At 35.3% G+C, this 22725-nt stretch carries 18 protein-coding genes; 14 read left to right on the forward strand and 4 right to left on the reverse strand.

What is annotated here, in order from left to right; genetic code table 11:
* Window positions 1-84: 84 nt before the first annotated feature.
* The 6 genes from ACODSI_RS06585 (at window position 85) to ACODSI_RS06610 (ending at window position 7555) form a co-directional block, all read left to right on the forward strand.
* Window positions 85-711 carry a thymidine kinase gene (locus tag ACODSI_RS06585; protein WP_488916043.1) on the forward strand — a complete coding sequence of 209 codons (627 nt, stop codon included), beginning with the start codon at window positions 85-87 and terminating at the stop codon, window positions 709-711.
* 5 nt (window positions 712-716) lie between these two features.
* Window positions 717-3161, forward strand: coding sequence for a bifunctional UDP-N-acetylmuramoyl-tripeptide:D-alanyl-D-alanine ligase/alanine racemase (locus tag ACODSI_RS06590; RefSeq protein ID WP_488916044.1), 2445 nt, complete (start codon window positions 717-719; stop codon window positions 3159-3161).
* A gap of 94 nt (window positions 3162-3255) precedes the next feature.
* Complete coding sequence (mscL, locus tag ACODSI_RS06595) at window positions 3256-3633, forward strand: large conductance mechanosensitive channel protein MscL (RefSeq protein ID WP_488916045.1); 378 nt, start codon at window positions 3256-3258, stop codon at window positions 3631-3633.
* A gap of 214 nt (window positions 3634-3847) precedes the next feature.
* A complete protein-coding gene (locus ACODSI_RS06600; protein ID WP_488916046.1) occupies window positions 3848-4837 on the forward strand; it encodes an aspartate-semialdehyde dehydrogenase in 990 nt (329 codons plus the stop codon).
* A 94-nt stretch (window positions 4838-4931) separates the two neighbouring features.
* Window positions 4932-5285, forward strand: a complete 354-nt coding sequence (locus ACODSI_RS06605) for a hypothetical protein (protein WP_488916047.1) — start codon at window positions 4932-4934, stop codon at window positions 5283-5285.
* Window positions 5286-5347: 62 nt separating this feature from the next.
* Window positions 5348-7555, forward strand: a complete 2208-nt coding sequence (locus ACODSI_RS06610) for a TonB-dependent receptor (protein ID WP_488916048.1) — start codon at window positions 5348-5350, stop codon at window positions 7553-7555.
* Between the two features lie 47 nt (window positions 7556-7602).
* Here ACODSI_RS06610 and ACODSI_RS06615 read toward each other — a convergent pair whose 3' ends face one another.
* Window positions 7603-8406 (reverse strand): TIGR00266 family protein, encoded by an 804-nt coding sequence (locus ACODSI_RS06615; protein ID WP_488916049.1) that lies wholly within the window; start codon window positions 8404-8406, stop codon window positions 7603-7605.
* Between the two features lie 174 nt (window positions 8407-8580).
* Between ACODSI_RS06615 and ACODSI_RS06620 the strand changes: the two genes are divergently transcribed.
* The gene (locus ACODSI_RS06620) at window positions 8581-8961 is read left to right on the forward strand and encodes a DoxX protein (RefSeq protein WP_488916050.1); all 381 of its coding nucleotides are present in this window, start codon (window positions 8581-8583) and stop codon (window positions 8959-8961) included.
* Between the two features lie 36 nt (window positions 8962-8997).
* Here the strand turns inward: ACODSI_RS06620 and mtgA are convergent, their stop codons facing one another.
* Both mtgA and ACODSI_RS06630 read right to left on the reverse strand, forming a co-directional pair.
* Complete coding sequence (gene mtgA, locus ACODSI_RS06625; protein WP_488916051.1) at window positions 8998-9720, reverse strand: monofunctional biosynthetic peptidoglycan transglycosylase; 723 nt, start codon at window positions 9718-9720, stop codon at window positions 8998-9000.
* Window positions 9721-10833: an NAD(P)/FAD-dependent oxidoreductase gene (locus ACODSI_RS06630; protein WP_488916052.1), complete on the reverse strand. Its 1113-nt coding sequence runs from the start codon at window positions 10831-10833 to the stop codon at window positions 9721-9723.
* A 229-nt stretch (window positions 10834-11062) separates the two neighbouring features.
* On the opposite strand from ACODSI_RS06630, the gene ACODSI_RS06635 reads away from it, so the two are divergent.
* Window positions 11063-14260 (forward strand): reprolysin-like metallopeptidase, encoded by a 3198-nt coding sequence (locus ACODSI_RS06635; RefSeq protein WP_488916053.1) that lies wholly within the window; start codon window positions 11063-11065, stop codon window positions 14258-14260.
* 97 nt (window positions 14261-14357) lie between these two features.
* The gene (locus ACODSI_RS06640) at window positions 14358-16259 is read left to right on the forward strand and encodes a S9 family peptidase (RefSeq protein WP_488916054.1); all 1902 of its coding nucleotides are present in this window, start codon (window positions 14358-14360) and stop codon (window positions 16257-16259) included.
* 224 nt (window positions 16260-16483) lie between these two features.
* On the opposite strand, the gene ahcY is transcribed toward ACODSI_RS06640, so the two are convergent.
* Window positions 16484-17800, reverse strand: a complete 1317-nt coding sequence (gene ahcY / locus ACODSI_RS06645) for an adenosylhomocysteinase (protein WP_488916055.1) — start codon at window positions 17798-17800, stop codon at window positions 16484-16486.
* Window positions 17801-17929: 129 nt separating this feature from the next.
* Here ahcY and ACODSI_RS06650 point away from each other — a divergent pair, with 129 nt between their 5' ends.
* The 5 genes from ACODSI_RS06650 (at window position 17930) to arfB (ending at window position 22523) form a co-directional block, all read left to right on the forward strand.
* Window positions 17930-18574, forward strand: coding sequence for a 4'-phosphopantetheinyl transferase family protein (locus ACODSI_RS06650; RefSeq protein WP_488916056.1), 645 nt, complete (start codon window positions 17930-17932; stop codon window positions 18572-18574).
* 109 nt (window positions 18575-18683) lie between these two features.
* The gene (locus tag ACODSI_RS06655; RefSeq protein WP_488916057.1) at window positions 18684-19397 is read left to right on the forward strand and encodes a phosphoglycerol geranylgeranyltransferase; all 714 of its coding nucleotides are present in this window, start codon (window positions 18684-18686) and stop codon (window positions 19395-19397) included.
* Window positions 19397-20014, forward strand: a complete 618-nt coding sequence (gene pnuC / locus ACODSI_RS06660) for a nicotinamide riboside transporter PnuC (RefSeq protein ID WP_488916058.1) — start codon at window positions 19397-19399, stop codon at window positions 20012-20014. Before ACODSI_RS06655 ends, pnuC begins: the two co-directional genes overlap by 1 nt.
* A complete protein-coding gene (locus tag ACODSI_RS06665) occupies window positions 19978-22095 on the forward strand; it encodes a DUF4301 family protein (protein ID WP_488916059.1) in 2118 nt (705 codons plus the stop codon). The genes pnuC and ACODSI_RS06665 overlap by 37 nt, the downstream gene beginning before the upstream one ends.
* A gap of 26 nt (window positions 22096-22121) precedes the next feature.
* Window positions 22122-22523 carry an alternative ribosome rescue aminoacyl-tRNA hydrolase ArfB gene (gene arfB, locus ACODSI_RS06670; RefSeq protein ID WP_488916060.1) on the forward strand — a complete coding sequence of 134 codons (402 nt, stop codon included), beginning with the start codon at window positions 22122-22124 and terminating at the stop codon, window positions 22521-22523.
* The last annotated feature ends 202 nt before the right edge of the window (window positions 22524-22725 follow it).

Raw genomic sequence — 22725 nt, forward strand, 5'->3', positions numbered from 1 at the left:
GTGGAATATGTAGTTAGAATTTTGATATTTTTGTTTTGTACAAATGTAACAGAAATTACCATTTTATAATAACGAAAATACTAAATGTTTCTCGAAAATACTGTAAATCATAAAGAACAATTTGGCTGGATTGAAGTAATCTGCGGATCGATGTTCTCTGGAAAGACCGAAGAACTCATTCGAAGGTTGAAAAGAGCCCAATTTGCCAAGCAAAAAGTGGAGATTTTCAAACCGGCAATCGACACTCGTTATGATGAAGAAATGGTGGTTTCCCACAATAAAAACGAAATTCGTTCGACACCAGTTCCAGCGGCTGCCAACATTAGAATCCTTGCTCAAGGATGTGATGTGGTAGGTATTGATGAGGCGCAGTTTTTTGACGACGAAATTATTAGAGTTTGTAATGATTTGGCCAATTCAGGCATTCGTGTAATTGTGGCTGGTTTGGATATGGATTTTAAAGGAAATCCATTCGGACCCATGCCTGCTTTGATGGCTACTGCCGAATATGTCACGAAAGTACATGCCGTTTGTACGCGAACCGGGAATTTAGCCCATTACAGTTTCAGAAAAGCCGATAGCGACAATCTTGTTTTACTAGGTGAAACCGAAGAATACGAACCATTAAGTCGAGCGGCTTATTTTAAAGCCATGCGCGAAAACATGGAAGTAAAAGATGCAGAACATTTGTCGGAAGACGAAAAAAAATAGTCAAAGTGACTTTATCCATCAGAAATATTATTCCCATCATTAAAGCCAAATTTGTTGGAACTAATGAGGTAGCTATTATCGACGCTGTTTCTATCGACAGTCGTTCGTTACAAAATAGCGAAAGCACTTTGTTTTTTGCCATCATCGGACCCAATAACGACGGACATAAATATGTTGCCGAACTGCTTGAAAACGGTGTCGTCAATTTTGTCGTCAATTATATTCCATCTAATTTACAAGGGAAAGCCAATTTTTTGGTGGTTGAAAATACACTTCAAGCGCTACAAATATTTGCGGCCACGTACCGCAGTGACTTCGATTTTCCTATCATCGGAATTACGGGCAGTAACGGAAAAACCATTATCAAAGAATGGTTAAATTTTTTGTTAAGTCCCGATTATAATATCATTCGTTCACCCAAAAGCTACAACTCACAAGTGGGTGTGCCGCTTTCGGTTTTGGGAATTAACGAAAAACACAATCTCGGAATTTTTGAAGCTGGAATTTCTACCGTTAACGAAATGGTGAATCTGCAACGCATCATTCAACCGACCATCGGAATTTTGTCTAATATCGGTTCGGCACACGATGAAGGTTTTCATGATGCAGGCGAAAAAATAAAAGAAAAATTAAAATTGTTCTCGTCGGTAGACGTTTTAATTATGAATAAAAATAGAACCATCGAAGCCTTTCTCAATCCGAAAATTAGAACTTTTACGTGGAGTTCTGAAGATGGAAAAGCCGATGTTTTTGTGATTGCCAAAGAAAGTTCGGATAAAACCGAATTGAAAATCACGTTTCAAAAACTGTGTTTCAAAATTACCATTCCGTTTGCCGATCAAGCTTCTATTGAAAACGCCATGCATTGTTTGATGGTAATGCTTTATTTTAGATACGATCAAGACATTATTCAGCAACGGATGACGATGTTGTATCCTGTTGAAATGCGTTTGAAAGTTAAAAACGGTAACAACAATACCACGCTGATTGACGATAGTTATAGTTCCGATTTTCAGTCGTTAAAAATAGCGTTAGATTTTCTGGAAAGTCAAAAGCAGTACAAAAAGAAAACCTTGATTCTTTCCGATATTTTTCAAAGTGGATTGGTGACCGATGAATTGTATTCGCAGGTTTCGCATTTGATTGTTTCCAACAAAATCAATCGTGTGATTGCTATTGGTAAAACCATTTCCGGATTTAAAAGTAAGTTTCCTAATTGCATTGCTTTTGAAACAACAGCCCAATTTTTAGAAGGAATAGACAAGATTTCGTTTGAGAATGAAACTATTTTAATAAAAGGAGCACGTCATTTTCATTTTGAAGAAATTGTGGCTTCGCTCGAAGAAAAGACGCACGAAACAGTTCTAGAAATCAACCTGAATGCCATCAGTCATAACCTGAATTTCTATAAATCGAAGCTAAAGCCTGAGACTAAGTTAATGGTGATGGTGAAAGCGTTTAGTTATGGCAATGGCGGATTTGAAGTCGCTAAGTTGTTGTCGCATCATAAAGTCGATTATTTGGGTGTGGCTTTTGCCGATGAAGGAATTTCGTTAAAAAACGCCGGAATCGATTTGCCAATTATGGTTTTGAACCCAGAAAATACGAGTTTTGCAGCGATTATCCAATATCAATTGGAACCCGAAATCTATTCGATTAAAGGGTTGACGGCTTTCTTAAAAATGGCCGAGCAAAAGAAATTAAAAAATTTTCCGATTCATATCAAATTGGATACAGGCATGCACCGATTGGGATTTGAAGAAGAAAATATAGACGAGTTAATTGCCAAACTCAAAGACAACAAAGCAGTTCAAGTGAAAAGCATTTTGTCGCATTTGGCAACGAGTGACGACATGAAATTTATTGATTTCACGTTATCGCAAATTAAGTTGTATGAGAAGTTATCTTCTAAACTTATGAATGAACTGCAAATTCAACCCATTCGACATATTTTAAATACTTCTGGAATTTCTAATTTCCCACAAGCACAATACGACATGGTTCGATTGGGAATAGGGCTTTACGGTGTTTCCAATGACGAAGAAGAACAAAAGCTTTTAGAGAATGTTGGGACGTTAAAATCGATTATTTCACAAATTCGAACGATAGAAGCAGGAGAAAGTGTAGGTTATGGCAGACGCTTTATGGCTGAAAAACAAACCAAAATTGCCACAATTCCGATAGGTTATGCCGACGGAATTTCAAGACATTGGGATAATGGCGTAGGTTATGTGGTCATTAAAAATAAAAAAGCAGCTATATTGGGAAGCGTTTGTATGGACATGCTGATGGTGGATATTACAGAAATTGATTGCAAAGAAGGTACAGAAGTAATCATCTTTGGTGAAAACCCAACCGTAACCTATATGGCTAAACAATTGGGAACCATTCCGTATGAAATTATGACCAGTATTTCGCAACGTGTGAAGCGAATTTTCTATAGAGAGTAGTAATAATTCTACAAAATCTCAAAATTTATGTTAAAATTTTATTTATCTTTGGTTTATAAACTAAAACAAATAATAACCAAAAAACAATTTAATTATGGGAATGGTATCAGAATTTAAAGATTTTATTGCAAAAGGAAACGCAATGGATTTAGCTGTTGGAGTTATCATTGGAGCAGCATTTGGAGCTATTGTAAATTCATTAGTTGCCGACGTAATCACACCAGCATTGTTAAATCCAGCATTGAAAGCAGCACATGTAGAAAACTTGGCTGATTTAAAAACAGATAATGGCATACTCTATGGAAAATTCTTAGCAGCAGTAATAAGTTTTCTAGTAATTGCTTTTGTAATTTTTATCATGGTAAAAGCCATCAATAGCATGAAGAAAAAAGAAGAAGCGGCTCCTGCGGCACCAGCTGGTCCAACGCAAGAACAATTGTTGGCTGAAATTAGAGATTTATTGAAAAAATAATACCGCTATATTATATATTCTAACAAACTCGAGGCGCAGCCGAACTGTATGGAGCGCCAGCAAAATAAAACCGCTTCATAATTGAGGCGGTTTTTCTTTTTAAAATCTTCAACATTCAAAATTCCTTATTGAATATTCAAAATTTTCATTTTTAAAAGTATTTTCTATTTACTTTTGTACTTCCAAAATTTAACTAAAATCTAAAATATATTATATGAAAGTTGCTGTTGTAGGTGCAACCGGAATGGTTGGCGAAGTGATGCTTCAAGTTTTAGCAGAAAGAAATTTTCCAGTTACCGAGTTAATTCCGGTCGCCTCAGAGAAATCGGTAGGTAAAGAAATTGAATTTAAAGGAACCAAATATAAAGTGGTTGGCCTTCAAACGGCTGTTGATATGAAAGCAGACATAGCTTTGTTTTCGGCTGGTGGAGATACGTCTTTAGAGTGGGCACCAAAATTTGCAGCAGCAGGAACTACAGTTATCGATAATTCATCGGCTTGGAGAATGGATCCAACTAAAAAGTTAATCGTTCCAGAAATCAATGCTTCCGAATTGACGAAAGACGATAAAATTATTGCCAATCCTAACTGTTCTACGATTCAAATGGTAATTGTTCTAGCACCTTTACACCAAAAATATAAAATCAAACGCGTTATTGTTTCTACCTACCAATCGATTACAGGTACTGGTGTGAAAGCGGTACAGCAATTGGAAAATGAATATGCTGGAGTGAAAGGCGAGATGGCGTACAAATACCAAATTCACCGCAATGCCATTCCGCAATGCGATAGTTTTGAAGATAACGGCTACACCAAAGAAGAAATGAAATTGGTTCGTGAAACCCAAAAAATCATCGGTGATAAAACCATCGCTGTAACTGCAACGGCTATTAGAATTCCGGTTGTGGGAGGACACAGCGAAGCGGTAAACGTAGAATTCGCTAACGATTTTAACGTAAGTGAAGTTAGAGAAATTTTGCACCATACCGATGGTGTTGTGGTTCAAGATAATAATGATACCTATACCTATCCAATGCCATTATTTGCACAAGGAAAAGATGAGGTGTTTGTAGGACGCATTCGCCGTGATGAAAGTCAGCCTAACTCTTTAAATATATGGATTGTTGCTGATAATTTAAGAAAAGGTGCTGCAACCAATACGGTTCAAATTGCCGAATATTTAGTAGCTAACAAATTAGTTTAATACTATAATTTTATTAAAAACCATTTGAGTTGACACATCTAAAAGTTTGTTAATTCAAATGGTTTTTTATTTCAGCATAGTTACATTTGCGGTGATGAAGAAAAAGTATGCATATATAAGTTTGTTTTTTGGATGGGCAGTATTGTTTGCAATAGTGCTCCAATCAGCGCATACTTTTAGTCACTTAGAAAAGGAACTTTCTACCAAAGAATGTCATCACAAATACGCTAAAAACAAAACCGAATTCACTCATGCACATCACAATAACGATCACTGTTTTGTTTGTGAATTTACTTTCAGCTCTTCTTTAAAATCTGATTTTACAGCCTTCCATTTCAAGAAACTCGAGATTCCGGTTTCCTATTCTTTTTTCTATTCCAAAGAAATTACCCAATCGTTTCGAGGCAGTCTTTTTGCTCTTCGGGCACCACCCAGTTTTATTGTTTAAATCAAATTAATTCCGAATTCAATTCGGAAAATCTAATTTTTTAACAATAAATCATTTTCCAAATGAAAACATTTTTCCTCGCCCTAATGCTAGGGTTTTCTATACTTGCGTCTGCGCAAAATAAAGTCGTTGGGACTATTTTAAATCAACAAAACAAACCTGTCTCTGGCGTTACTATCAGTATGCCAGAACTTCATAAAGAAACCGTTTCTGATGAAAAAGGCACCTACAGTTTCTCTAATTTACCTAAAGGAAGTTTTAAAATAATTTTCTCATTTATTGGTTTTGAAACCCAAACTAAAGCAGTTGATTTCCAACAAAAAGAAGTCATTCTAAATATTGTTTTAGCAGAAACCGTTCATCAAATGGATGAGGTAATTATCTCTACTGCATTCAACAAATTGCAATCGCAAAATGTGATGAAAGTTGAACATCAATCGATGAAATCGCTTTCGCAAAAAGGATCGTCGACTTTAATTGAGGGTTTGGCCACCATTCCTGGAGTTTCTCAAGTTTCTACCGGAACTTCCATTGGAAAACCAGTCATTCGCGGATTGAGTGGTAATCGTGTTTTGGTCTATTCACAAGGCGTGAGGTTGGAAAACCAACAATTTGGTGAAGAACACGGATTGGGATTAAACGATGCCGGCATTGAAAGTGTTGAGGTAATTAAGGGCCCAGCGTCGTTGTTGTATGGCTCTGATGCTATAGGTGGTGTGTTGTATTTTAATCCAGAAAAATTCGCTGCATCCAATACCGTTGAAGGAAATTTTAGTCAAAAATTCTTTTCCAATACTAATGGAAGTAATTCGTCTTTGGGTGTAAAAGCATCTTCCGAAAAGTTAAAATTTTTAGCTCGCGGTAGTTACAATACGCATGCTGATTATAAAATTCCAGACGGAAATCGAGTGACTAATACACGCTATAACGAATCCGATTTTAAAACGGCTTTGGGATATGCTGTTGATAATTTTACATCAACCTTGCGTTATAATTTCAATAAACTGGATTTGGGAATTCCAGAAAATGGGATCGCCGAACAAACGTCTACTAAAAAAACAACTTTTCCCAAACAAGCTGTTTATGCTAATATTTTGAGTTGGAACAATACTATTTTTTTCAAAAAATCGAAACTGGATGCCGATTTGGGTTATATTTCTAACGATAGAAGCGAATTTGAAGACAGTGATGTAGCTAATTTACACATGAAATTGAAAACCTATAATTATAATGTCAAATATTATTTGCCGAAAATCGGAAAGTTTGAATCGATTATTGGTGCGCAGGGCATGCATCAAACCAATACCAATTCGGGAGAAGAATATTTAATTCCAGATGCTACTACGAATGATTTTGGCCTTTTTGGAACGGTAAATTATGAATGGAAGAAAAATGTTATTCAAGCCGGAGTGCGATTTGACCATAGAAATGTAACTTCAACAGAACACGGAATTGTTGGAGATGAAGGTTATTTTCAAGCCATTGACAAAACGTTTCAAAGTTTTAATTCGTCGTTGGGATTCAAAACCAATTTACAAGAAAACATCATTTTCAGATTGAACTTAGCTTCTGGATTTAGAGCGCCTAATTTGGCAGAATTAACTTCAAATGGCGTTCACGAAGGCAGCAATCGCTATGAAATTGGGAATGTTAATTTGAAAAATGAACAGAATTTTCAAACCGATTGGAATCTTGAATATCGAAATCCGCATTTTGAATTGTTTGTCAACGGATTTTACAACCACATCAACAATTATATTTTTATTGCACCAAATGGTGTTGTAACCAACGGATTTGATACTTACGATTACTTACAAGCCAATGCTAATTTATTTGGTGGTGAAGCAGGAATACATTTTCATCCGCATCCTTTAGATTGGTTGCATGTTACGAGTAGTTTTGAAAGTGTAACAGGAAGAAAACAAAACGGAGAGAATTTACCTTTAATTCCGGCTAACAAATGGAACAATGCTGTTAAAACCGAATTCAAATCGGGTAAATACTTAAAAGATAGTTTTGCAGTTTTAAATGTTACGTACACATTTGATCAAAATAATCCGAGCCAATTTGAAACAAAATCGAACGATTACACTTTGTTAAATCTAGGTTTTGGAGGAAAAGTAACTTTGGGTAAAACCGCTTTTGATGTGAATTTGAATGCGAATAACCTTTTGAATAAAACGTATACTTCACATCTTTCAAGATTGAAAAACGAGGGTATTCCGAATATGGGAAGAACTTTTGTTTTAGGAGTGAATTTTACTATATAAATTTTAAAACCTGACAGATTGTAGGAATTTGTCAGGTTTTATTTTATTTAAAATCGGTTGTCGCCATCTAATAAATTGCCTAAACCGCCTAATAGACTTCCTTCTTCACGAGAACTTCCGCCTGCTCTGGGAGCAGATGCGATGATCCTGTCGGCCAATCGGCTGAAAGGCAACGACTGTACATAAACGGTTCCAGGACCACGAAGTGTGGCATAGAATAATCCTTCACCGCCAAAAATGGAGTTTTTAATTCCACCAATAAATTCGATATCATAATCAACATCTTTGGTGAAACCCACAATACAACCGGTATCAACTTTCAGTACTTCGCCTGCAGCTAATTCTTTTTTGGCTAATGTTCCGCCAGAATGGACAAACACCATTCCGTCACCTTCTAATTTTTGCATGATAAATCCTTCGCCACCAAAGAAGCCTCGTCCTAATTTTTTAGAAAATTCAATCCCAACAGAAACTCCTTTTGCGGCGCACAAGAAAGAATCTTTTTGACAAATGAATCTTCCTCCAAATTGCATTAAATCGAGTGCAATTATTTTTCCAGGATAAGGTGAAGCGAATGAAACTTTACTTTTAGTGTAGTTTTGATTTAGGTAAGCCGTCATGAACAAACTTTCACCAGTTAAAACGCGTTTTCCTGCCGAAAGCAATTTTCCAAACAAACCACTTTGTTGTTGTTCGGAACCATCTCCAAAAATGGTTTCCATTTTAATTCCGTTGTCCATCATCATAAAACTACCTGCTTCGGCAATGACAATTTCTTGAGGGTCAAGTTCGATTTCAACGTATTGCATTTCTTCTCCAAAAATTTGGTAATCTATTTCGTGAGCTTGCATAAGTATTCTTTTTTTAAATTATTACTATTAGTTAGAGCATTGATTATAATGTTACAAAAGCGGTACAAATACTTTTAAATACAGTATTGTTTAAAAAATTAGCTGTAAAAATATTTATATTTTAAAAAATTAATTATATTTTTACCATATTACTAACCGTTAAAACAAATTGTTATGAATTCAATGTTTACCAAAATTGTTAGAATACTATTAGGTTTAATCCTTGTACTGTTTGGATTGAACAAACTTTTACCCAACCCTTTTATCCCATTGCCAGAATTGCCTACCAAGGCAGCAGAATTTATGACATCACTCGCCAATACAGGTTATGTATTGAAAACGGTTGGTTTATTGGAAATCATAATTGGCGCTATGCTGCTTTTGAAAAAATGGGTGGCATTTGCACTGGTAGTATTGGTTCCTATTTCACTAAATATTTTGCTGTTTCATTTGTTTTTGGACGCTTCAGCCATAGCCGGAGCATTGGTAGTTGCGGTTTTGAACGGAATTTTAATTTACAAACATTGGTCGCAATACCGATCGTTGTTTTTATAAATCAAAAAAAGCGTTGGTGATTGCCAACGCTTTTTTTTAGTATTTTATTTTACCAATGTGATTCATCACACGTATAATTTTCACTTTTCGTTTTTCAATATAAGCTGAAGAATTCGAAGCTTTGAATTTTCTTGGGTTGGGTAAAATGGCTGCAATACCTGCTGCTTGATTTTTAGTTAGGTTTTTAGCGTCGGTTTTATACCAATACTTTGCTGCAGCTTGTGCGCCATATACACCATCACCCATTTCTATAGAATTAAGGTATACTTCCATGATGCGTTCTTTTCCCCAAATCAATTCGATTAAAAAGGTGAAATATGCCTCTAGTCCTTTACGAATGTAGCTTCTGCCTTGCCATAAAAAAACATTTTTTGCGGTTTGTTGCGAAATTGTGCTACCACCTTTGAGTTTTTTTCCACGATTATTGTTTTTAAACGCTTTTTGCATGGCTTTAAAATCGAAGCCGTTGTGTTTTAAAAAATTACCGTCTTCACTCGCAATTACTGCTTTTTGAAGGTTGGGTGAGATGTCTTCAATGGGAACCCAATCGTGACTGCACGTCATTTCTCTACCGTCAAATTTTTGTTCGATGGGTCGTGTAATCATCAAAGGAGTTAACGGTATCGGAACCCATTTAAAAACAATAACTGAAAAAACAGAAAGTCCAAAAAACCACAACATGGCTTTCCAAATAAAGCGTTTTAATTTTTGAAAAAAAGATTGATTTGTCGTTTTTGAAGTGTTCTTTTTTGTTGTCATTTATACTAATTCTGCTAATTCTTTTCCTATTAAACTTCCTATTGCGACGCCCATACCGCCCAATCTAACTCCGCAATACACATTTTCTGATAATTGAGAAACAATTGGTTTTTTGTGAGAACCGATTCCCATGATGCCGCTCCATCGATGTGCAATTTTAAATTCTTGGTTGGGCAAAATTACTTCTTTTAATAATTGTTCCAAGCGATTTTGGATTTTTTCGGTTTGCGATAACTCGGTTGTAGTTTCGCCTTCAAAATCTAAATTTCTGCCACCACCTAAAAGAATTCGATCTTCAAAATTCCTGAAATAGTAATAGCCTTTGTCTAAATGGAAGGTTCCTTTTATGTCTAAATTAGGAATAGGTTCTGTTATCAGTACTTGTGCTCGGGCTGGTTTTACAGCGTTATTAGTCAGTTGTGAAGCAAAACCATTGGTGGCAAAAAGAAGTTTATTTGTGTCAAATGAAAAATCATTTACCATGACTTTAACGGCATTGTTTTTTTCGACAAAAGAAGAGACAGTTGCTTGATTCAAGATTAGAATATTGTTTGAAACTGCTTCTTTCAAAAGCGCTTCCATCATATTTCCGGTGTCGATTTGGGCTTCAAATGGGTTAAAAATCACATAGTCGTGAATTCCTTTGAAATTAAAACGATCAACTTCTTTGTTGAAAACATCAGATTTGAATAAGGGTTTTATAATTTCATTGATGAAAGACAGTTTTTGTAAGCACTCAGCATAGGTGTTTTCATCCTCTTTGAGAAATAATTCATAACCACCATAAGGTTTGAAATCGATTGTAGTGTCACCAAGACGTTTTCGCAACAATTGTAATCCTTCCCATCTTTTTTGTATGAGTTGGATTACTTCTTCTTCGGTGTGCGATTTTAAATCGTCAATAATTTCTGAGATGCTTCCAAAACAAGCAAATCCTGCATTTTTAGTGCTAGCGCCTTGAGGAAGAATTCCTTTTTCAAGGATTAAAATTTTGCTTTTAGGAAAACGTTCGCGTAGATGTAAAGCACAATGAAGGCCTACGATTCCGCTTCCAACTATGGTAAAATCAACATTTGAAAACCAGTTTTTAATTTCCCAATAACTAAGTTGCATGTGTTAGTCTAATTTTTTTATAAAAATAGTTTTTTTTAAATTTATAATAATATTATTTTCTAACGAAATATTTAAGTAATTCCTATTTTTATCTATAAAAGTGTGTGAATACTTTTTAAATTAAGCAAATCTTAAGGGTCATTGTTAATATCTTTTTTAAGATTTTGATTTTGAAAATAAAAAAAGTCAATACTTTCGAAAATTATTATAATCTAAAAATCAAAAAATTATGAAGTACAAATTACTTTCAGTTGCGTTATTAGTGATAACGAGCTTTTCTTTTGCGCAACAAAAAGGTTCATTTTGGAAAACTACTGCTAAAAGCGACATTACTGTAGCTCAAAGCAGTATGAAACTTCCTCAAAAAAACCTTTTAGATTTAGATGTAAATGCTTTAAAAGCAGCACTTTTCAATTCGCCTCAGCGAAGTGCAACTTCAAGAACATCAAACGTTATTTTGTCTTTGCCTAATGCGGATGGACAAATGGAAAAATTTAAAGTTTTTGAAAATTCAAATTTGGATCCTGCTTTAGCCGCTCGCTATCCTGAAATCAAATCGTATGTGGGTTATGGTTTTGATAACCCAACATTAACAGCCTATTTTAGTGTTTCTCCTTTAGGATTCAAATCGATGGTTCTAGGTGCAGACCGATCGGCTGTTTTTATTGAACCCTATTCGCAAGATTTAGCTACTTATACTGTTTATAGAAAATCAGATAAAGCTGCTTCATTTGACCATTTTGAATGCGCTGTGATAGACGCAGTGACGCCTCAAGTTAATTCGGCCGTTTTAAGACCAAATGCAGATGATGCTGTTTTAAGAACATTTCGTTTAGCCATGTCATGTACGGGTGAATATGCCGTTTATTTTGGAGGTACTAAAGCTTTGGCATTGGCAGCTATCAACAATACTTTGACACGTGTTAATGGGGTTTTTGAAAAAGATTTTGGTGCAAGAATGGTGCTAATAGCCAATACGGATTTGGTAATTTACACCAATGCTTCTACTGATCCTTATGCAGCTTCATCAAGCATGTCGCAATGGAATTCACAATTACAATCTACGTTAACATCGGTTATCGGAGAGGCTAATTATGATATTGGTCACTTATTTGGCGCAACTGGTGGTGGTGGAAATGCTGGGTGCATAGGTTGTATTTGTACTAATGGATCTAAGGGTAGTGGAATCACTTCTCCTGCAGATGGAATCCCATCGGGAGATAATTTTGATATCGATTATGTTGCTCACGAAATGGGTCACCAATTTGGAGCTAACCATACATTTACACATAGTAACGAAGGTACAGGTGTTCAAATGGAGCCAGGTTCTGGTTCAACAATTATGGGTTATGCTGGTATTACAACACTTGATGTACAACCTCACTCAGATGCTTATTTTCATGCTATTAGTATCCAACAAGTTACAAATAATATCAAGGCTAAAACATGTTCAGTTAATACAGCAACTGGGAACTCAATTCCAACGGCAAGTGCAGGTTTAGACTATACGATTCCTAAAAGTACTCCATTTATGTTGACAGCAACAGGAACAGACGCTGATGGAGATGTTTTAACTTATAACTGGGAGCAAATGGATTCTCAAACTACATCTGCAGCGCCAAGTGCTACAAAAACAACAGGAGTGAATTTTAGATCGTATAATTCTGCAACCACTCCAACAAGATATTTCCCAAGAATGGCGTCAGTATTAGCTGGAGCAACTACTACTGCTGGAACTGAGCTTACTGTTGAAGCATTATCATCGGTTGCTAGAACTATGAATTTTAGAGTTACCGTTCGTGATAATAGAGCTGGTGGGCCTGCAAACAATAGTGACGATATGATTGTTACTGTTAATGCTACAGCTGGACCATTTAGTGTAACAGCACCAAATACTGCTGTTTCTTATGCTGGTGGAAGTTCTCAAACTATAACTTGGGCTGTTGCAGGTACTACTGCAAATGGTGTAAACTGTGCTAATGTGGATATTTTATTATCTACAGATGGCGGAACAAGTTGGACCACTTTATTAGCAGCTACTCCAAATGATGGTACAGAAGCCGTTACGATTCCAAATACTCCAGGTACAACTAACAGAATTATGGTGAAAGGAACCAATCATATTTTCTTTGATGTATCTAATACTAACTTTACGATTACTTCTGGTGTAACCGATACCGTTGCTCCAACAGCTCCTACATTGGCAGCTTCTGGAACAACTCAAACAACAACAAGTTTATCTTGGTCTGGCGCTACAGATAACGTAGCAGTTACAGGTTATGATGTATATAAAGACGGTGTTTTGCTGGGTTCAACAACTTCTACTACTTATGCAGTTTCAGGATTGACAGCTTCAACTACTTATTCATTTACAGTAAAAGCAAAAGATGCTGCGGGTAATGTATCTGTTGCTAGTAATGCAGTTTCAGTAACAACATTAGCTCCTGTAGTAGATACAACTGCTCCAACTGCTCCAACATTAACAGCTTCTGGAACAACTTCTACTTCAACAACTTTGTCTTGGTCGGGTGCTACTGATAACGTTGGTGTTACAGGTTATGATGTATATCAAGGGACAACTTTATTAGGTTCAACAACTTCAACAACCTATGCAGTTTCTGGTTTAACAGCTTCAACGACGTATTCATTTACAGTGAAAGCTAAGGATGCCGCGGGTAATGTTTCTGTGGCAAGTAACACGGTTTCAGTAACCACTTTAGCCAATACAGTAACCTATTGTACTTCTACTTCTAGTATTACAACAGATGAAAAAATTGGTAAAGTAGTTTTCGGAACTATTAGCAATACGTCGACAGGAACAGCAGGTTACGAAAACTTTACGGCACTTTCAACTAATGTAGTAAGAGGTACTGCATACACTATTACTATTACTCCATCTTGGACAAGCACTGTTTATAAAGAAGGATATGCTGTTTGGATTGACTATAACGGAAACGGAGTTTTCACTGATGCCGGAGAAAAAGTTTGGACTAAAGCAGCTTCAACAACCACTCCAGTAACAGGAACATTTACCATTCCTGCAACAGCCACATTAGGTGCTACTAGAATGAGAGTTCAAATGAGTTATAATGCCACACCAACTTCTTCTTGTGCTTCATTCACTTATGGACAAGTGGAAGATTATACCGTAAATATTTCGTTAACAGCTAGAGTGGATGAAACAGCTTCTAATACTGTAGTGTCATTCAATTTATATCCAAACCCTGTTAATGGTGATGTATTGAATGTTTCTAATCTTGAAAAAACATCAGAATATGTAATTTTTAACATGATGGGACAAGAATTAGGAAAAGGAAGAATTGAAAATGAAGGGACAATTAATGTTGGATCATTAACCGCTGGAACCTATTTAATTCAGGTTACCAATGAAAATGGTTCTACTGCCAAACGTTTCATCAAACAATAAATTTAAAAGTTAAATTTAAAAGCCATACTGAAAAGTGTGGCTTTTTTTATGAATATTATTTGTTACTTTTAACGTCTTATTAAAATCAATTGTTACAATGAAAAAAATATTTTTTATAATCGTAAGCACTATGAGTATAGCAGCATCTGCACAACAAGTTTTATCACCAGAATTGCTTTGGAAGTTAGGACGCGTTTCGGTAATCGGAATGTCTAAAGACGGAAAATCGATTGTTTATAAAGTGTCTACTCCTGTGATGGAAGACAATAAATCGACTTCTAAATTTTTTACTATTCCAGTAACTGGAGGCGTGGCTACCGAAGTAAAAGATACCAAAGATTTGGTTGCTGACAAAAATATATCTGCCGATGGGAAGTATATTTTATCGACTCAAGAAGTAAAAACAGAAAGCATTTTAGGAAAAGATTATTATCCTAATTTAGAAAAATCGGATGTGCAAATCTATAACGGTTTGGATTACCGCCATTGGGATACTTGGAATAACGGAACTCACAATCATGTTTTTTATGCAGAAAATAAAGAAGGCGCTACTCCAACCGATATTATGAAAGGTGAAAATTATGATGCGCCTCAAAAACCTTTTGGTGGTGATGAAGATTTTATTTGGACACCCGACGGAAAAAGCATTATTTATGTGTGTAAGAAAAAAGAAGGAACGGCTTATGCGATTTCTACCAATACTAATTTATATCAGTATAATTTAGAAACTAAAACCACTCAAAATCTAACGGAAGACAACTTGGGTTACGATACCAATCCACAATTTTCTCCAACAGGAAATTTGACTTGGTTGCAAATGAAACGCGATGGTTATGAAGCCGACAAAAACGACATTATCGTTAGTTTTAAAGGGATGAAAATGAATCTAACTGCCAATTGGGATGGATCTGTAGAAAGCTTCCGTTGGAGTAAAGATGGCAAAAAAATCTATTTTATTGCTGCTGTTGATGGAACGCAACAATTATTTGAAGTGAATTTTCCGGGCTTAACCAAAATTGCTGTTATAGTTAGACAAGTAACTTCGGGCGATTTTGATGTGCATGATATTGTTGATATTACAGGCGATACGGCTATTTTGACGCGCACCGACATGAATCATGCACTGGAAATATACTCGTGTAATTTGAAGAAAAACACTTGGACGCAATTGACTAAAGTAAATGATGATACGTATGCCAAACTTTCGTTGCCAAAATTCGAACGAAGATATGTGACCACAACCGACGGTAAAAAAATGTTGGTTTGGGTAATTCTTCCTCCTAATTTTGATAAAACTAAAAAATACCCAACCTTATTGTATTGTCAAGGCGGACCGCAAAGTCCGTTGACGCAGTTTTATTCGTTTCGTTGGAATTTCTCGTTGATGGCTTCACAAGGGTATGTTGTAGTGGCGCCAAACCGTCGTGGAATGTACGGTCATGGTCAAGAATGGAACGAGCAAATTTCTAAAGATTGGGGCGGACAAGTAATGAACGATTACCTTTCGGCGATTGATGACGTTGCTAAAGAAAGCTATGTAGACAAAGCGCGTTTGGGTTGTGTGGGTGCGAGTTATGGTGGCTATTCCGTGTTTTATTTAGCTGGAATCCACAACAACCGTTTCAAAACCTTTATAGCTCATGATGGGGTTTTCAATACGCAAAGTATGTTTGGAACTACCGAAGAAGTATTCTTTAATTACTGGGATTTTGGTGGTGCGTATTGGGAAAAAGACAATGCAGTGGCTCAAAAAGCGTATACAACTTTCAACCCAATTAATTATGTAGACAAATGGAATACTCCGATTTTAATTATTCAAGGTGGCATCGACTTCCGTGTGCCAATTGGGCAAGGACAAGAAGCCTTTCAAGCAGCGCAATTGCGTGGTATTAAATCGAGATTTTTATATTTTCCAGAAGAAAACCACTGGGTGCTAAAACCACAAAACGGCATGGTTTGGCAAAGTGAGTTTTACAAATGGTTGAAAGAGACGTTGTAATAAAAGAAAACCTGTTTTTAAATCGGTTTTTCTTTTTTAAATAATTGCCCTAGCCCAGATAGCAGCGGCATCCTTTTGCGGAACGTAGTGGAGCAAAAGATAGAGCGTAGAGCTGGAAAAAGCTTCAAAAACCTTGAAACAAATTCGTTACAAATAAAAACCCCGACTTCAATTGAAATCGGGGTTTTATATTTAATATCTAATATCAAAAATCTAATATCAGACTAGTATCTGTAGTATTCTGGTTTGAATGGTCCAGCCACTTCAACACCAATATATTCTGCTTGGTCTTGACGTAACGTTTCCAATTCAACTCCTAATTTAGCTAAGTGTAAGGCAGCTACTTTTTCATCTAAATGTTTTGGTAACATGTATACTTCATTTTTGTAAGAAGCGCTGTTTTTCCACAATTCGATTTGCGCTAATGTTTGGTTAGTAAACGAGTTACTCATTACAAAACTTGGGTGACCTGTAGCACAACCTAAGTTTACTAAACGACCTTCGGCCAAGATGATGATGTCTTTTCCAGCGATAGTATATTTATCCACTTGTGGTTTGATTTCGATTTTAGAAGCACCGTGGTTTTTGTTCAACCAAGCCATATCAATTTCGTTATCGAAGTGACCGATGTTACAAACAATCGTTTTGTCTTTCATTTGCTCAAAGTGAGAACCTAAAACGATGTCTTTGTTTCCAGTTGTAGTGATGATGATATCAGCATTGGCTACAACAGTGTTTAATTTTTTAACTTCAAATCCGTCCATAGCCGCTTGTAACGCACAAATTGGATCGATTTCAGTGACAGTAACGATAGAACCAGCGCCACGGAACGAAGCAGCAGTTCCTTTACCTACGTCACCGTATCCACAAACTACTACTCTTTTACCAGCCAACATAACATCGGTAGCACGACGAATAGCATCAACAGCAGATTCTTTACAACCGTATTTGTTGTCAAATTTCGATTTTGTAACCGAGTCATTTACGTTGATAGCTGGCATGAATAACGTTCCGTTTTTCATTCTTTCGTATAGACGGTGTACGCCTGTGGTTGTTTCTTCAGACAATCCTTTGATTCCAGGAATCAATTCTGGGTAACGGTCAAAAACCATATTGGTTAAATCACCACCATCGTCCAAAATCATGTTTAATGGTTTTCTATCTTCACCAAAGAACAAAGTTTGTTCGATACACCAATCAAAATCTACTTCATTTAATCCTTTCCAAGCATATACTTGAATTCCAGCAGCAGCAATAGCAGCAGCAGCTTGATCTTGAGTAGAAAAAATGTTACAAGAAGACCAAGTAACTTCAGCACCAAGAGCGATTAAAGTTTCAATTAAAACTGCAGTTTGGATGGTCATGTGAAGACATCCTGCAATACGAGCACCTTTTAACGGTTGTTCGTCTTTGTATTCTGCTCTTAACGCCATTAATCCTGGCATTTCAGCTTCTGCCAATTCAATTTCTTTTCTTCCCCAAGCTGCAAGCGAAATATCTTTCACTTTAAAAGCCACATAAGGTAATGTTTGTGTACTCATCTATTATGTATATTTGTTTTTTTTATAATTTGGTGCAAAATTACAACATAGGTTTTGATTTTTATAATTTATTTTTAAAATTATGAAATGTTTAGGTTCTTAAGACTCTGTATCACAATAAAATACTAAATGCCATTACACAAAGTTATATTATTATCAAAAACAGCCAAACTGTATCTTTGGAAGATTACAGAAGATTTTGATACGCTTTTTAATCAAGTGCGATTAAAACCTTCTGCCTTAGAACGTTTGGAAAGTATGAAATCGGAAAGCCACAAAAAAGGGTTTTTAGCTGTTAGAATGTTGTTGCAACATAATGATTATACCGATTTTGATTTGTTTTATGATGCATTTGGAAAACCTCATATTAAACCGCAAGGCTGTAGTATAAAAGAGGTTGAAATCTCTATTTCGCATTCTAATGATTTTTCTGCTATTGTAATTAGCGAGCAAAAAGTGGGACTCGATTTAGAACAACTCAAAGAAAAAACCTTAAAAATTGCGCCTCGATTTATGAATGTTTCGCATCTAGAAGGTTTGTCTAATACTGAAAAAATTAAGAAAGCAACAGTAGTTTGGGGCATCAAAGAAAGCATTTTCAAAATTAAAAACGAAAAAGGCATTAGTTTTCCCAAGCATATTTTTGAAGACCATTTTAATTTAGACGATAAAACCGCTACTGCAACCTTACAATTTAACGATACCGAAGAAAAATTCAAAATCCAATTTGATTCGGTAGAAGATTATATCTTTGTTTGCGCTTTTGAAAAATAAATAACCAGTTACAGTTTAATAATCCTTGCGACCTTGCGTCTTTCCAAGAAAATACTAATAAATAAATCCGCGATAATCAGTAAAATCCGTTTTATCTGTGGCTAGAAAAATGACAAACATCTACCAAAATATTATAAACTCAAAAGCTGAAGGCAAAAAACTTCTTGCTATTCTTCTTGATCCAGATAAGTTGGCTTTAGAAGACCTTTCACATTTAATTGAAAAAATAAACCAATCACCAGCAACGCATATTTTGGTTGGAGGAAGTTCGTTTAACGGAACACATTTAGATGCATTAGTTGTCGAATTAAAATCCAAAATAAATGTACCAATTCTACTTTTTCCCGGAAATCCATCACAAATTTCAGATAAAGCAGACGGAATCTTATTCTTAACCTTGTTGTCTGGTAGAAATCCAGACTATTTAATTGAACATCAGGTTAATGCGGTTCCTATCTTAAACACAACCAATCTCGAAGTCATTTCTACAGGTTATATATTAATTGAAAGTGGAAGTGAAACTGCAGTTGAACGTGTGAGTCAAACCAAACCTCTAGATCGAAATAATCCAGAATATGTTGTGCAAACGGCTCAAGCAGGAGTGTTTATTGGAAATAAATTAATCTATTTAGAAGCGGGTAGTGGTGCAAAATTGGCTGTTCCAACCGAAATGATTTCACTAGTTTCCCAAAACATCAATGTTCCCATACTAGTTGGTGGTGGCATTCGTTCTAAAGCTGAAATGGATGCGGCATACCAAGCGGGTGCCGATGTGGTGGTTATTGGAACGGCTTTTGAAAACGACTTAAATTTTTTTAACTAATGCTTGATTTTTTTATTTCTCAATACAAAGATGCTTCTGTTTTTCAAATTGTTTTGGAGTTTTTGGCCTTTGTATTCGGAATCATAAGCGTTTTTTGTGCGAAAAAAGAAAATATTTGGGTCTATCCAACGGGTTTAATTTCAACAGTAATTACGGTCTATTTACTGTATCAAGCGAAATACTTTGGAGACATGACCATGAATGTGTATTATTCCATAATGAGTGTTTACGGTTGGTATATGTGGGCTTCCAAAAAATCGGTGCCCGATTTAAAAATTACACGAACTACTTTGAAAGAAAAAATAATCGGAATTGGACTGTTTATTTTAACTATGTTCATTACGTATTTAGTTTATGTTTTTTTCAATTATAAACTTGAAATTCCTAATTATATTGATATTTTTACGTCAGGAATATTTTTTACAGCCATGTGGTATATGGCGCTTAAAAAAATAGAAAACTGGTCGTTATGGATTTTGGGAGATATCATTGCGGTGCCTTTATTTGCCTACAGAGGACTGGGAATGTTATCGGTACAATATCTAATTTTTACAATTTTAGCAGTGTTAGCATACCTTGAATGGAAGAAAATCTTAAACAACAACATACAGAAGTAATTAAAATAGCTTTGTACGGTCCAGAATCTACTGGGAAAACTACTTTAGCTCAACAATTAGCATTGGAATTCAACACCGTTTGGATACCTGAATTTGCACGTGATTACCTTCAAGAAAAATGGGATTCCAAACAAGAGATCTGCCAACAAGAAGATTTATTACCCATTGCTATTGGACAAACCAAATTAGAAAATGAAGCACTTTCTAAAGCAAATACTTTTTTGTTTTGTGATACTAATTTATTGGTAACCAAAGTCTTTTCAGATATTTACTATGGTTCTTGCGATCCTGTTTTGGAAAAAGCCGCCAAAAAACATAAATACGATTTGTTTTTTCTTACCGATGTTGATGTGCCATGGGAGAAAGACGATTTAAGAGACAAACCTGAAGATCGAGAAACAACTTTAGCCATTTTTGAAAAAGCATTAATGGATTATAATAAGCCTTATATCAAACTTTCTGGAAGTGTTGAAGAACGTTTTGAGAAAGCGTTGAGAATAATCAATGATTTGGTTAAAGCTAAAAAATTAGGTTTAAATTCCTATGATTTTGTTCAAATTTACAATCGAAATATCAATTTAGAAACCATCGAGTTTCAGTTTAATATCATTAAAAATGGCATTCCAAAGATCAATCTCGATCGGCCTGCTGTAATAAATGATGGAATTATTGCAGTGTCGCAAGACGAAGCAAAATATTATTCTAATTTTTTTGATGAAAAGAAAAATAAGTTAAAACTGAAAAAATTTGTTCCAGCTTCGGGTGCAGCGAGTAGAATGTTTAAATTTCTAAGCGAATTTCTCAATGATTTTAAACTAGGTGAAGAATCCATAAACGCTTATATTAACAGAAAAAAAGAGAAGAATTTATCTGTTTTTTTAGTCGCCAAAGAAAAATTTCCATTTTATAAAGACATTTTAGAAACGACCAAAAAATCCGTTTCCGATTTCGATTCATGGGACAATGATACCCGTGATTATTGGTTTATTAAAACCATGTTGTCTTCATCGTATTTTGATTTTGCCAACAAACCCAAAGGAGTTTTACCTTTTCATAAATACGAAACACATACCGCAACCGCCATAGAAGAACATTTGAATGAGTGTTCCTATTATGCGGCTTCCAACGAAAGATCTAACCTTCATTTTACGGTATCAGAAGAACATCAAAAAGGGTTTGAAACGATTATAAAGGATGTAAGAGAGAAAGTTGAAAATCAATCGAAAATTAAAATTGACATTAAATTTTCCTACCAACATAAAGCAACTGATGTTATTGCGGTTGATTTAAACGGAATCCCATTTAGAGATGAAAATGATGCCATAATTTTTCGCCCAGGTGGACATGGCGCTTTGATTGAAAACTTGAATAACCTAAATGCGGATGTTATTTTTATTAAAAACATCGATAATGTGATTCAAAATCATCTAGAAACTATTGCCTTGTATAAAAAATCATTAGCAGGAATTCTCATCCAATATCAGGAAATGATTTTTAAGTTTATGAGAACTTTGAATTCTGATTCTGTATCTAACGATGATTTGAATGAGATGGTAAATTATATCAAATCCAAATTAAATATTGCCATTAAAGAAGATTTTGCTCGCTATACTAAAGAAAGTAAAGTAGAATACCTTCAATCTATTTTAAATCGTCCAATTCGCGTTTGTGGGATGGTTAAGAATGAAGGTGAACCCGGCGGTGGTCCATTTTGGGTTGCTGATAAAAAAGGGAAAATTTTTCTTCAAATTATAGAATCGTCTCAAATTGATACTAAAGACGAAAGTCAGGTAAAAATATTTGGAAGTGCCACTCATTTTAATCCAGTAGATTTAGTATGCGGTATTAAAAATTATAACGGACAAAAATTTGATTTAATGAAATTCATTGATGCCAATTCGGGTTTTGTGGTTGAAAAAAATAAAAACGGAAAACCCTATAAGGCCTTTGAATTACCGGGGCTATGGAATGGGGCTATGGCTAAATGGATTACAGTTTTTGTAGAAGTACCACTGATTACATTCAATCCGGTGAAAACAGTAAACGACTTGTTGAAACCGGCACACCAATCGCCACACTAATTGATACTGAAATAAATTCAGCATAAATGGACAAAGAAAAAATCATTTCAGAACTCACTTTTAAAGCCGTAAGAAGCTCGGGTGCTGGTGGACAAAACGTCAATAAAGTGTCGTCTAAAGTGGTGCTTACTTTTGATTTGTATGCTTCTCAAGCCCTTTCAGAAGAAGAAAAAGAGTTATTGGTAAACAAATTGAAATCCAAATTGACTTTAGAAAATATTTTGATTTTAAACTGTGATGAAGACCGAAGTCAGCTGAAAAACAAAGAGATTGTAACGAAACGATTTTTGGAATTAATGACCAAGTCCTTAGTGATTCCCAAAAAAAGAAAACCCACTTCAGTTCCAAAATCGGTTATCGAAAAACGATTGAAAGACAAATCAACCAATTCTGAAATCAAACAAAATCGAAAAAAACCAGAGTTGTAAATCTAAAAATCAACTTCAATCTCAAAAGTCAATTTCAAGTTCAAAAGACATTTTCTTGACTTTTGAATTTGAACTTTGAATTTGATTTTTGAAATTACTATTGCAATTGTTATTGATATTCGCTTATCTTTGCACCGTCTCAAAAGGGGTGCTCTAAATGGCGAGCTGAGATTATACCCAATGAACCTAGAACAGGTAATGC

The sequence above is a fragment of the Flavobacterium sp. FG139 genome, assembly GCF_057809695.1.

What these genes read in the sequence shown, in the direction of transcription:
- ACODSI_RS06585 (WP_488916043.1), top strand. Translation starts at nt 85, where the DNA reads ATGTTTCTCGAAAATACTGTAAATCATAAAGAACAATTTGGCTGGATT.
- mscL (WP_488916045.1), top strand. Translation starts at nt 3,256, where the DNA reads ATGGGAATGGTATCAGAATTTAAAGATTTTATTGCAAAAGGAAACGCA.
- ACODSI_RS06600 (WP_488916046.1), top strand. Translation starts at nt 3,848, where the DNA reads ATGAAAGTTGCTGTTGTAGGTGCAACCGGAATGGTTGGCGAAGTGATG.
- ACODSI_RS06605 (WP_488916047.1), top strand. Translation starts at nt 4,932, where the DNA reads ATGAAGAAAAAGTATGCATATATAAGTTTGTTTTTTGGATGGGCAGTA.
- ACODSI_RS06610 (WP_488916048.1), top strand. Translation starts at nt 5,348, where the DNA reads ATGAAAACATTTTTCCTCGCCCTAATGCTAGGGTTTTCTATACTTGCG.
- ACODSI_RS06615 (WP_488916049.1), bottom strand. Translation starts at nt 8,406, where the DNA reads ATGCAAGCTCACGAAATAGATTACCAAATTTTTGGAGAAGAAATGCAA.
- ACODSI_RS06620 (WP_488916050.1), top strand. Translation starts at nt 8,581, where the DNA reads ATGAATTCAATGTTTACCAAAATTGTTAGAATACTATTAGGTTTAATC.
- mtgA (WP_488916051.1), bottom strand. Translation starts at nt 9,720, where the DNA reads ATGACAACAAAAAAGAACACTTCAAAAACGACAAATCAATCTTTTTTT.
- ACODSI_RS06630 (WP_488916052.1), bottom strand. Translation starts at nt 10,833, where the DNA reads ATGCAACTTAGTTATTGGGAAATTAAAAACTGGTTTTCAAATGTTGAT.
- ACODSI_RS06635 (WP_488916053.1), top strand. Translation starts at nt 11,063, where the DNA reads ATGAAGTACAAATTACTTTCAGTTGCGTTATTAGTGATAACGAGCTTT.
- ACODSI_RS06640 (WP_488916054.1), top strand. Translation starts at nt 14,358, where the DNA reads ATGAAAAAAATATTTTTTATAATCGTAAGCACTATGAGTATAGCAGCA.
- ahcY (WP_488916055.1), bottom strand. Translation starts at nt 17,800, where the DNA reads ATGAGTACACAAACATTACCTTATGTGGCTTTTAAAGTGAAAGATATT.
- ACODSI_RS06650 (WP_488916056.1), top strand. Translation starts at nt 17,930, where the DNA reads ATGCCATTACACAAAGTTATATTATTATCAAAAACAGCCAAACTGTAT.
- ACODSI_RS06655 (WP_488916057.1), top strand. Translation starts at nt 18,684, where the DNA reads ATGACAAACATCTACCAAAATATTATAAACTCAAAAGCTGAAGGCAAA.
- pnuC (WP_488916058.1), top strand. Translation starts at nt 19,397, where the DNA reads ATGCTTGATTTTTTTATTTCTCAATACAAAGATGCTTCTGTTTTTCAA.
- ACODSI_RS06665 (WP_488916059.1), top strand. Translation starts at nt 19,978, where the DNA reads ATGGAAGAAAATCTTAAACAACAACATACAGAAGTAATTAAAATAGCT.
- arfB (WP_488916060.1), top strand. Translation starts at nt 22,122, where the DNA reads ATGGACAAAGAAAAAATCATTTCAGAACTCACTTTTAAAGCCGTAAGA.